Genomic DNA, 11561 nt, shown 5'->3' on the forward strand with positions numbered 1-11561 from the left:
ATCTCTCTTTGTTCGTACCGTTAGGTTTATTATTTTTCTTTATCACACATAAGGTGCATATGCTTTCTCAATCACACTGGAAAGCTTTGCCTTTACTTCTACAGTCGTAAACGCGCCTGACAAGCCACTTAGATTCAAAGATTTCATCGTTGCATAGCTGATTCCAAAATGTTCCGTCAAAAGCATGTATTCTCTCGTCAACGTCGTGTTGGAAACCGTACGATTATCGGTATTGATGCAACAGGTTATTCCTTTTTCCAAAAAATCAAGTAAAGGATAGTCCTTCCAGTCCTTAACCGCATTTGTCTGGATATTGCTTGTCGGGCACATTTCAATAACCGTTCCTTTTTCCAAACAAAACTCCTGCGCTGCTTCATCTTTTTGAATGGCTATCCCGTGGCCAATACGTTTTGCTCCTAAGCGTATCGCTTGAACAACATTATGAGCACAACCGCATTCACCGGCATGAAGAGTAATTTGTAGTCCTTTTTCTTGCGCATAAGTCGTCAAGGGTTCAATGTGATCATTTGCAAAATCAGGTTCTGGACCTGCCATATCGAAACCAACCATTAAATCTTCTTTCGTCTTCATTACTTCGGACAACATCATAAGATTATCTTCGTTAGAATGCTGGCGCATGCCGCATATTAATAGATTTACTATAATATCATACTGTTTCATGGCACGACGAATCCCTTCACTGACTGCTGCAATAACTTCTGGTACGGTTAAATCTGCTTCTATGTGCAAGAGTGGAGCAAAACGCAACTCCATGTAGCGAACATTTTCTAAAGCTGCAGCTTTCGCAGTCGCATAAGCTGATTCTTCCAACTGCTCATAGGTCTGCATAAGCTTATGAATAATGTCAAAGCCCTTTAAATAATCAACCAAGTCAGTGCATTTTGCTGGTGCAATAACTTGATCAAGTAAAGCCATATTAAATTGCTGTTTTTCTGCTAATTTTTTTAATGTTTCCATGGGCACAGAACCGTCTAAATGACAGTGTAGTTCCACTTTAGGTAGTTGTTGAACGATCTTTTTCTGCAAGTTACTAACGCCCCTTCTAAAATTATTCTATATTTCATTCGTTATCCCGACTACGATAAATTTCTTCCTATCTCTTAAACTTTGGCACCAGAATATGTCGTTGCATAGATAAAATAAACGTATTCTAGTCTTATCCTTTATTCGCTAAAAATTTTCACTATCTGTTGCATTCTTTTCAGCCGTTACGAGTTGTTATGTAGATAGTAAAAATACTTCGCTCTTGTTCATTTCTCACGATGAGCGGTTCGTATTCTATTTTATAATGAATTTAATACTTAAAAATAAATAGCAAGAGTCATTAAATTCCCTGAGTTTGATAAAGAATAAATGAAGAATTTAATAGTTATAAATATAGCAGAAGTCTTTGTATTTCACAATCTAAAGTATGACTTCTTTAATAATTTTGTCTGTACTATTCGTTTCTTCTTTGGTAGTTGAGACGTGTATTGACTTCGATAGAAGATATGACTATTTCAACGATAGTCAAAAAAAGCTATCGCGTGTCAGCTTTTTTTACTTATGACAAGGTCCTTCGTTGTTTACTTAAATGAGGTTGGTGTTGCTTATTTCTGAAATTAGTTATCCTGACTATAAAACAACACATCAGAGTTTCTGACCCGCTTTTAAAGATTTTTAAGAATACTCTAGAAATCATCACGAGCTTTACGTAACTCTTTAAAGTCTTTCATTTTCTCTGCTTGAAGGAATAGATTGATTTCTTTCTCCCTACCAATCGTTGTAGGTAAAGATGGTTGTCCTTTTACCCGCAAATCATTAACTTCGTCTAAGGCTTCAGAAATTAATATGTTAGACGGCTGTATAGAATGTGCAAAGCGTAAATTGGTCTGCGTATATTCATGAGCTGCATATACTTGTACTCCGTCGTCTAATTGGTTGAATTTCTGTAAGGCATCATATTGAGCTTGATAATCTTTTGTAAAAACTCGGCCGCAACCTGCTGAAAACAAAGCATCCCCGCAAAAGAGCGCCTCTTTTGTTAAGAAGCTAATATGTCCATAGGTATGTCCAGCTGTTTTTAATACCTGGAAATTTTTACCTAATAAATGAAAAGAGTCCCCTTCCTCTACGATATGATCAGCTAATGGCTCCGTTTCTTTCGGCCCATAAATTGAAATATCTGGATAAGTTTCTAAAATCTGTTGGACCCCACCGATATGATCATCGTGATTATGAGTTAACAAAATTGAGTTTAAGTGTAGTTGCTTTCCCTCTAGGTAATCCATCACATGTTCGGCTTCTCCTGGATCAACTACCACTGCCTCTATACCTTCTTCAATAATCCAAATATAATTATCAGAAAAGGCTTTTATTAGGTGAATATTCATAAATCTTACCCCCTTATTTGAATGTTTGATAGTATGCCAAATACATTTTTGAGAATTTTCATAATATTTTAAAGTGCGTACTAAATCCACTTGTTCTATTCCTTTCATAAGTCATTAGAACTCATTTTTTCAAAATATATTTTCCTAAAGTAAGTTACTTTTCTGTATGACCTCTTACACAATTTAATAATTTCTCGTCTATGCAACTTTTTTTTTGTTTATTTTCTAGTTCTCTAAAGTTCATTCTAACAAACAGCTTTTGATATTGCGAAAAAATAGCCTAGCCGTGAGAAAAAAATTATTAGCAAATCCATAGCATCAATAGGAATTTAAGCATCAAATGCTTTTTTAAGAGTTCCTATTTGTTTACATCAATGAAACTCTGTAGAATCGTAAATGAAAAGAGTGGGAAAAACTTCCCACTTCTTAAATTTATTCTTAAACAAACGCCAGTCGTTCAGTATCGTCTACCAACTGATAAGCACAGGTAAGTAACTTAGACTTAATCTTTTGGTAGATTAGTTAATCATGAGAAGCTTTTTCTGGTATCATATTCTTATTAAGATGTTATGGAGGTAAATAAACAATGCTGAAATTTGAACATAAATTACGTGGAAATGTAGCGCTAGGTATAAATCCGATTGGGTGTAAACAAGAAGTAATGAATGAGATTGACTACGTGAAAAAGAAAGGGCCTTATCAAGGACCGAAAAAGGTATTAATCATTGGTGCGTCATCAAGCTACGGTTTAGCCACTCGAATTAGCCTGGCTTTCGGTACGGGAGCAGATACAATTGGCGTTTCTTTTGAAAAGGGTCCTAAGAGCGAAAAGAATTTAGGTACAGCTGGCTGGTACAATAACATCGCTTTTAGAGAAGCAGCTGAAAAAGAAAGCTTAATTGCTAAAAACTTTGTCCAAGATGCCTTTAGTCATGAAAGCAAGCAAGAGGTCATCGATTATATAAAGAATGACTTTGGTGGCAAAATAGATTTAGTTGTTTATAGCCTGGCAAGCGGTGTAAGAAAGGATCCTGATACTGGAGAGGTCTATCATTCTTCCATTAAAGCTATTGGAGAACCCGTTATTGGTCCGACTATTGATATGCAAGAACAACTTTACTATACTGAAACACTGGATTACGCAACGGATCAAGAAATTGCCGATACAGTAAAAGTAATGGGTGGAGAAGATTGGCAACTATGGATGGAAGCATTAAAAGAAGCAGACGTGTTGGCTGATGGAGTATTAACAACAAATTATTCTTATTTAGGAACCGAGCTTAACCACTCCTATTATGGTGAAGCTACCCTTGGCTGCGCTAAGGCAGATTGTGATGAAAAGGCAACTACTATCAATACGTTACTATCTGATATAAACGGTAAAGCTCAGATTGTGGTAGCTACTGCTGTTACGACTAAAGCAAGTGCAGTTATTCCTTTCTTCCCTGTTTATTGTATTGCACTTTACAAAGTAATGGCTGATCAGGGTACCCACGAAACACCTATCATGCACCAAGATCGAATTTATCGAGAAATGATTTATGGTGGCAAACCCGAGTACGATGAATTTGACCGACTTAGACCTGATAACTGGGAAATTGATAAAGATATTCAAGCTAAAACAAAGGCGTTAGTTCAAAAAATAAATGCAGAAAACTTTAAATCTGATATAACAGCTTACGACATGCTTTTTAAAGAGTTCTCAATTTTAAGTGGCTTCTTAGTTGAAAACTATGTAGAGCGAGACGTCACTTTAGAAGAATTAAAAGCATTAAAATATTAATTTTTTAGTATCTAATTCGTTTATAACGCAGTTTATCAAAAAACGGTATTTATCAAGAGCTTATAACTTCTTGATAAATACCGTTTTTTTAAATTACCTATTAATTAGTACGAGAGCAATGACAGTCAAAATGATGGCTACTTGGTTTTTCCTGGTAATTTTTTCTTTGAATAGTAAATATCCGCCTATATTAATCAGTACAATACTCCCAGCACTGTAAATTGGGAATACGACAGAAGTTTTTAAAGTCGCTAATGCAAGAATTAAAAAATAAGAAGAGAACAAGTTAGGTATCCCTACCGCAAAGCCTGTTAGTATATCTTTTTTTGTTATTTCTCCTTTTTTTCTAAACGCATAGAAAATACTAATTAAGAATGCTACAAAAAATAGGGCAAAGAGAAAGATATCTTTGTATTCATTTAAGGCATATTTTTGGTAAATCTTACTTGAAAACTCTGCCATACCTCCAAAAATAAATAACAACATAATGGTGGGTTTAATATCAAATTTTTCGAGAGACTTCTGTGATAGATTAACAATTAAGATAGAAACTAAGGATAGTAAGATTCCTATCCATTGAATGGTAGAAGGAAACTCTTTCCATATCAAGATTGAAAAAATCATTGGAATCAATATGCCAAGTTTAGCAATCGTACCTGAAATGCCTACCCCATTTTCCTTTATACTTTTTTGGTAGTAGACAAATGAAAGAAAAAAGAACGATCCGAATAATCCTCCAACGATTAATCCCCATATTATACTAGAATAGGGAGATAAAATATGCTCATTATTGCTGGATAGTAGTGAAAAATCCTTTGCAAAAGATACCTCACGAGTAATACCAGTTAATAATCCTCTAGAAAAAATCATAAACAGACTAATGGCGAATGCGATAAAGTAGTTGGCACTTGTTATGACATATCTGTTTGCATTTGATTTTTCTGTATATTTAAAAATAAGAGCAATAGACGCACTACATACAATGGCTAATATTAAATAAAACATAACGGTTCCTCTTTAAATTGCGGCATATTTTTGTTGGGTTTAGGCTTCTATACACCACTGATACAGATGAATAAAGTAAGATTCTTTAAAAAGAGAATCGTATGGTAACAATTAAAGTCCATTTTTTCAACTGATCTTTAATTGATCTTCCGTGAAGAAGCGTTTTTAATTTTGAAAGATGGCTCTCTGAATACGGCATAACGAACAGTAAGCCTACTGTTTTAGAAATAGGATACCCATAATAAATGGTTATTGTAGCGGTATACGAATTAAAGTAATAGCCTATTTCTATTCTAACGGTCGCGCGATTAAAATAGACAGATAAACAAGTTCAGTACGGTCGATGCAGAAAATAAGAGCCGAATAAACTATCAATGGACCAACTCTTCAGAAATTACCTTGTTAGAAATCTGTATAGCTTTGTACCTCATCGTCTAAGAGTTTAAACTGATGTAGAGACCCACTAACTACCCTTATTTCTATTCCTTCTTCAATGATCTAAACGTCATTGCTAGAAGAGGTCATGATTGGATAGACATTCATCACCAATCCTCCTTATTTTAATTCTCACTGTAAATAAATAACTCGTTTTCAAGTAAATCAATCATTTCTCTCAAATCTTTAACTAAAATGACCATCGTTTGATCAGGTCTAGCAGGAGCAAAAACCAGCTTTTCTTGTTTAAATAACTCCTCATCTACTATTATCGGAATAGTATTTTCATATCCTAAAGGTGTTACGGCACCTGCTCTTTGACTGGTGACCGATTCCATTTCATCTTCTTTCACAACGGCTACTTTTTCACCTACAACTTGCTTTAGTCGTTTAAAATTGGTGCGTTTCGTCGTGAAAGTTACGAATGAATAATATTTTCCAGATTTTCCTTTCAGAAATAATGCTTTAGTCTCTGTACCTGTAAATCCTTTTTCTTCTTTCATAATCACAGCAGCTTCATTCGTGTAAATAGGATCATGATGATACAATTCAAAATAAATGGAGTGTTTTCTTAAAAAATCTTCAAGATTTACTATCACCTTTGTTACTCCTCCTCATATATATCTGTTCATTTATTTAAAGACTGTCTGCTTATAATGCACCTTGAAATCTATTTCTATATTCTAAAACCTCATCTACTTATGGTCTGGTTCTGCGTAGTATCTTTAAATGAGGTTTTAGATTTACCAATGAGGAAAAAAACTTTAATACACTCTTTTCTTGAATTACTCCCCTAGCGGTTGATACTTCGCTGCCAGACCTCTTTGAACGCCTGGCCGTTCTGCAATCCGGTGAGACCATTCCAAGAAATGAGGGTATTCATCCAGATTTAAAAATTCATAAGATCCTTTATATAGTTTTCCTAAAGCTAAAAGGCCGTACCAAGACCATATGGCAATATCTGCGATGGTATAGGTATCGCCAGCTACATAAGGACGCTGTGCTAAGGTTTTATCAAGTAAATCTAATTGACGTTTCGTTTCCATCGTGAATCGATTAATCGGGTATTTCATAGGCTCTGGAGCATAAGCAAAAAAGTGACCAAACCCTCCACCGACATATGCACCTGCCCCTATTTGCCAGAATAACCAATTAAGAGTTTCGGTCCGACCATGAATATCAGTTGGAATCAGTTGGTCAAATTTCTCGGCTAGGTAAAGAAGAATGGAGCCTGACTCAAAAATTTCCATACGAGGACTTTGGCTTTGGTCAACAAGAGCTGGAATTTTAGAATTAGGATTAATCTCGACGAAATCCGAACCAAATTGGTCGCCTTCTCCAATATTAATAGTGTACAAGTCATAGTCTACGCTCTCTACACCTAATTCTTTTAGCTCTTCAAACATAATCGTAACTTTAATGCCATTCGGTGTTCCTAATGAATAAAGTTGGAACGGAGCCTCTCCGACTGGTAGTTTTTGTTCGAAACGACTGCCAGCTGTTGGACGATTGCCACCTTTTTTTGAATTCTCTTCTTCCCACTGCCACACTTTTGGTAATTCATATGCTGTCATCTTAACACTCCTCATAATATTTTTTAATACCTTCATCATACTATTCATGCACCAATATTCCAAAAATTCAGCTTATTCATTTACTTATGATACGGTTCATTCTTCATAATACGAAAACTACGATAAATTTGTTCAATTAATACTAACCGCATTAACTGATGAGGAAGAGTCATCTTGCCAAAGGAGATTTTTGTATTGCTACGCTTCATGACAGCATCACTTAAACCTAAAGAACCACCGATAACAAATACTAAATTACTTTTTCCTTGAACACCTAATTGTTCCATTTCTTTAGAAAATTTTTCTGAGGTCCGTTGATCACCTTCAATAGCTAAAGCAAATACATACGCTTGATCAGAAATTTTAGCTAAAATCCGTTCTCCTTCTTTTTCTTTCACTTGGATCATCTCTGCTTCACTTAATTTTTCTGGAGCTTTTTCATCTGGTACTTCTATTAGTTCCATTTTACAATAAGCACCAAGTCTTTTAACGTATTCAGCAATACCCATTTTTAAATACTTCTCTTTTAATTTACCCACAGTTATAATTTTGATATTCACAGTTATCCACCTTCACAAATTAGTTATCCACATTAGTTATCCACATGTTCACAACTCGACCACTTCATATGGTAGGCGAATATTCGTTCTCTACCACATATATAGGTGACTCCTCGCAATAAGCACACTTATGGTTCTGTTTATCCACAGGAAAAAAAGCTTTCAAAACAGGTAACTTAAACCCTCCATAAACAGCGTCATCTAGAGCTTCCTCTATATGTTCTTTACATGACATTATTCTATCCATCCACAGCACCCCTTTTATTTTGTGGATAACTTTAGAATCCACAACTTCTTTCTTTCCTTATTTTACAGCACTTATACACAATGTCCAAAACTTTTTATTCTTTGTTATCCACAAAATAACGTTAAATGTAACCAAATCTCATTTTTTTCAATAAATAAAGCTCATTGCCTAGTTAGGCAATGAGCTTTATTTCAGAATAATTTTCAAGAAATTGTTTCAGAAATTGTCATCGTTACAGTCGTTTTTTCAAGTTTTCCATCACGATAATATTCTATTTCTACTTCTTTACCCAATTCTGATTTATAAATTCCTTTACGTAAGGAAATCGTATTTTTAACTTCTTCGCCATTAAATTTTACAATAACGTCATATTTTTGAAGTCCGCCTTTTTCTGCAGCTGAACCATCTTGGACTTGACCTACAACAACTCCTGCTGTTATATCTTTAGGCAACTTCAGAACACTTTCTTGTTGTTGTTCTGAGATTTGAGAGATATCTAATAGACTTATACCTAAAACTGGACGAACAACTTTTCCTTCCGTCTCTAGCTGATTAATAATATCGACAACATCGTTACTTGGAATAGCAAAACCTAATCCTTCAACTGTATCTGCGGAAATTTTCATTGAGTTAATTCCAATAACTTGTCCTGCGATATTAACTAAAGCTCCACCTGAGTTACCAGGATTGATAGCAGCATCCGTTTGTATGACTGTCATCTCCCAGTCCACCACATTATCACCATTTATATCTGTATCGACTGTTCTATTTTTGGCCGAAACAATACCTTGGGTTACAGAAGAAGCAAAGTTTGTTCCTAGAGGAGAACCGATTGCGATTGCTGGTTCACCTACTGCTAAACTGTCAGAATTTCCAAATGTTGCTGCTTGCTTTACGTTCTCGGCAGGAATAGATAGTACAGCTAAGTCTGTCCACACATCTTTTCCAATCACTTCTGCTTTAACTTTAGTGCCTTCTTTTAATAAAATTTCTATCGCATCAGAGTTCTCAATAACATGATTATTCGTTACGATATAAGCAGTATCGCCATCTATTTTATAGATAACTCCACTTCCTTCTCCTATCGTTTGTAGATTAGACTCTTTTGAAGAGTCGGGTGTTTCTGAACCAAATACTCCACCAAATCCTTCTAAATCTTGTTCCTTCATATTTATTACTGAAACGACTGAATCTTCAACTTTTTTTACTGCATCTGTCACTTTTGAAGTAACATTGACCGTTACATCTGTTGTTGTTACTTTTCCATTACCGTCTACTACTCCAGATTCTTGTGTAGAGGAGTTTCCTGTATCTAGTTCTTCAGTAGCATAGAGATAGCCACCACCTAGTACAGCAACAATCAAACCTCCAATTAACCCTCCTAAAATAGCAGATTTAAATGATTTATTTTTTTTAGGGCTTACATCTTTGATATCATTAGTTTTTTGTTTCATTTTACTCACCTCTTGTACTTATTTATACGCTAATTTTATCGTTATTTTTTGAATTTTTCATGAACAATCTTAGACTTAAATGAGTAATTTAACCTTAAAAAACTTATATTCGTTAAGATTACATACTTTTATTTTACCTTTATTCTTTTTATATGACCACTAAAGTAGCTTCAACTTTTTTAAAAAAAAATTTCAAACCCAACATTAGAATTCATTTGGGTTTGAAAAATTTTTTATTTTTTTAAATTTTTATTTAGACAATAAATAAAGAAGTTGGTTCACTAGGATCAGTATCATATACAGAAAAAGCTCCTCCAACATCTAATTCCTTTTCTTTTAAAATACTTTCAGCTGTCATATGAGCTAATTCTTTGATATTATTGTCTTTGCTTAAGTGCCCCAAGTAAATACGTTTTGTTCTATCCCCAATCATTTCAGCTAAAGCTAATGCTCCGTCTTCGTTAGATAAATGTCCTTTATCTCCTAGAATACGCTGCTTTAGATGCCAAGGATAAGCTCCCATCCGTAACATTTGTAAATCATGGTTGCTCTCAAATAAATAAGCATCTGCATCAGATAAGATACCACGCATCCGGTCGCTAACATAGCCTGTATCTGTTAACATAACAAAACGCTTATCATTCTTATGGAAACTATAAAATTGTGGTGCAATTGCATCATGTGAAACACCAAAACTCTCAATATCAATATCGCCAATAGTAAGTGTTTTACCCATTTCAAAAACAAATTTTTGTTCAGTTTTTATTGCTCCAATAATTGGTGACATAGCTTCCCATGTTTTTTCATTTGCATAGACATCTAAATGATATTTTCGTGCCAGAACCCCTACTCCATGGACGTGATCACGGTGTTCATGGGTTACTAAAATACCATCTAAATCTGCAGCATCTCGATCTATTTTTTTTAATAATTCTATAATTTTTTTACCACTCAAACCACTATCAACTAATAATTTTTTTTTCTCAGATTCAATATAGGTCACATTTCCAGAACTTCCGCTTGCTAGAATACTTACCTTTAATCCTTGATTTTGGTTATTCAACATCTTAATAAATCCTCCTCAATCATCTCCTCTAGTTTATATCAAACTAGCTGAAATATCTACAGGTCTGTCTTTTTTACGCCCGTTTTCAAACAAAAAAAGGTCAATGAAATTAGACTAACTTCATTGACCTTTTTCATTATTCTTTTAAAGAAGATTCGTTATTTGAATTTAGACTGGCTGAGTCAGCTTCAATAGATGATTTAAGTTTGCTTTTTGTAGCAGACTGAGGTTGCTCAAGTGTTGGAACTTTTAAAATAGTCCCATTAATCGCATCTACACGTTTAGTTTGTGTGTCCGTACTAGATTCTATCTCTATAAACCAAGCTGGCGCGTACATGCTTAATTCTTCCAAATTCAACGTTCGATAGTAACTTAACACTGGTTTTTTAACAATTGAATCAGTAGCTATTTCGTTATTTTGATACAGAATATCCACGGCGTTTTTATCGGTTATCACTTCTCGACTTTCTCCTTGAACGGTTACTGGTCCAGCGTAACTTTGTTCATAAGAAATAACTTTTTTAGAATTGTCTAAGTGAAATATAATTTCTGATGTTCCATCTGCAATAGGAATGTTATTTGCAATTTGTGTGAATACGACTTGTTGACTATTTTTTATATAACGGAAAAACTGGTACTGTTTGCCAAATAAAACTTGATTACTTTTGACGAAGAGAGCCAATTTCTCAATATCTTTAGCTGTAAATTCTTTCTCTTGTGTTAATGCAATTGGGGAAGATAAAATACTAGTGAAAACAGAACCATCTTTTTCAATCATACCTGTTTGATTGCTCAAAGAATCATAATTTTTTAATAGCAATTCATTTGCCTCAGCTTGAACATAAGGAATTTTATTTTTTTCATTTTGAAAAGTAGGCAGTTCGATATTTGATTTGTCCATTTCTTCTGTAAAATTCACTTCAGAGTTAGAAGTATTTGATGAAAAGTCATTGTAACTCTTATCGAAATAAGTTGTTAAAAGAAAAATATTGAGTGCGAGGAAGGTGATGACAAAAATGATTTCAATTCGTTTAAAGTCCATTG

General features: G+C 34.4%; 11 protein-coding genes. 1 reads left to right on the forward strand and 10 read right to left on the reverse strand.

Translation table 11 applies throughout. The annotated features are described in order from the left end of the window. Positions 1–42: 42 nt before the first annotated feature. A complete protein-coding gene (gene add, locus BR44_RS07155; RefSeq protein ID WP_034551550.1) occupies positions 43–1047 on the reverse strand; it encodes an adenosine deaminase in 1005 nt (334 codons plus the stop codon). A gap of 644 nt (positions 1048–1691) precedes the next feature. Then, entirely contained in the window at positions 1692–2393 is a 702-nt protein-coding gene (gene gloB / locus BR44_RS07160) for a hydroxyacylglutathione hydrolase (RefSeq protein ID WP_034551552.1), read from the reverse strand. A 586-nt stretch (positions 2394–2979) separates the two neighbouring features. On the opposite strand from gloB, the gene fabV reads away from it, so the two are divergent. Next, positions 2980–4176, forward strand: a complete 1197-nt coding sequence (gene fabV, locus BR44_RS07165) for an enoyl-ACP reductase FabV (protein ID WP_211249868.1) — start codon at positions 2980–2982, stop codon at positions 4174–4176. Between the two features lie 93 nt (positions 4177–4269). Here the strand turns inward: fabV and BR44_RS07170 are convergent, their stop codons facing one another. From BR44_RS07170 to BR44_RS07205, 8 genes are all read right to left on the reverse strand, one after another. Further along, positions 4270–5181, reverse strand: coding sequence for an EamA family transporter (locus tag BR44_RS07170; RefSeq protein ID WP_034551553.1), 912 nt, complete (start codon positions 5179–5181; stop codon positions 4270–4272). A gap of 560 nt (positions 5182–5741) precedes the next feature. After that, on the reverse strand, positions 5742–6212 hold the full coding sequence (locus BR44_RS07175; protein WP_034553093.1) for a YbaK/EbsC family protein: 471 nt from the start codon (positions 6210–6212) through the stop codon (positions 5742–5744). Positions 6213–6401: 189 nt separating this feature from the next. Continuing rightward, positions 6402–7190 carry a glutathione-dependent disulfide-bond oxidoreductase gene (yghU, locus tag BR44_RS07180; RefSeq protein WP_034551556.1) on the reverse strand — a complete coding sequence of 263 codons (789 nt, stop codon included), beginning with the start codon at positions 7188–7190 and terminating at the stop codon, positions 6402–6404. 80 nt (positions 7191–7270) lie between these two features. Beyond that, positions 7271–7750 (reverse strand): 23S rRNA (pseudouridine(1915)-N(3))-methyltransferase RlmH, encoded by a 480-nt coding sequence (gene rlmH / locus BR44_RS07185; RefSeq protein ID WP_034551559.1) that lies wholly within the window; start codon positions 7748–7750, stop codon positions 7271–7273. 64 nt (positions 7751–7814) lie between these two features. Beyond that, entirely contained in the window at positions 7815–7997 is a 183-nt protein-coding gene (locus BR44_RS07190; protein ID WP_034551561.1) for a CxxH/CxxC protein, read from the reverse strand. A gap of 203 nt (positions 7998–8200) precedes the next feature. Then, positions 8201–9451, reverse strand: a complete 1251-nt coding sequence (locus BR44_RS07195) for a S1C family serine protease (protein ID WP_034551564.1) — start codon at positions 9449–9451, stop codon at positions 8201–8203. Positions 9452–9704: 253 nt separating this feature from the next. After that, positions 9705–10517: an MBL fold metallo-hydrolase gene (locus tag BR44_RS07200; protein ID WP_034551565.1), complete on the reverse strand. Its 813-nt coding sequence runs from the start codon at positions 10515–10517 to the stop codon at positions 9705–9707. Between the two features lie 136 nt (positions 10518–10653). Beyond that, positions 10654–11559 (reverse strand): two-component system regulatory protein YycI, encoded by a 906-nt coding sequence (locus tag BR44_RS07205; protein ID WP_051912595.1) that lies wholly within the window; start codon positions 11557–11559, stop codon positions 10654–10656. Between the last annotated feature and the right edge of the window lie 2 nt (positions 11560–11561).

This window comes from Carnobacterium funditum DSM 5970 (genome assembly GCF_000744185.1).
In the GTDB taxonomy this organism is placed as follows: Bacteria; Bacillota; Bacilli; order Lactobacillales; family Carnobacteriaceae; genus Carnobacterium_A; species Carnobacterium_A funditum.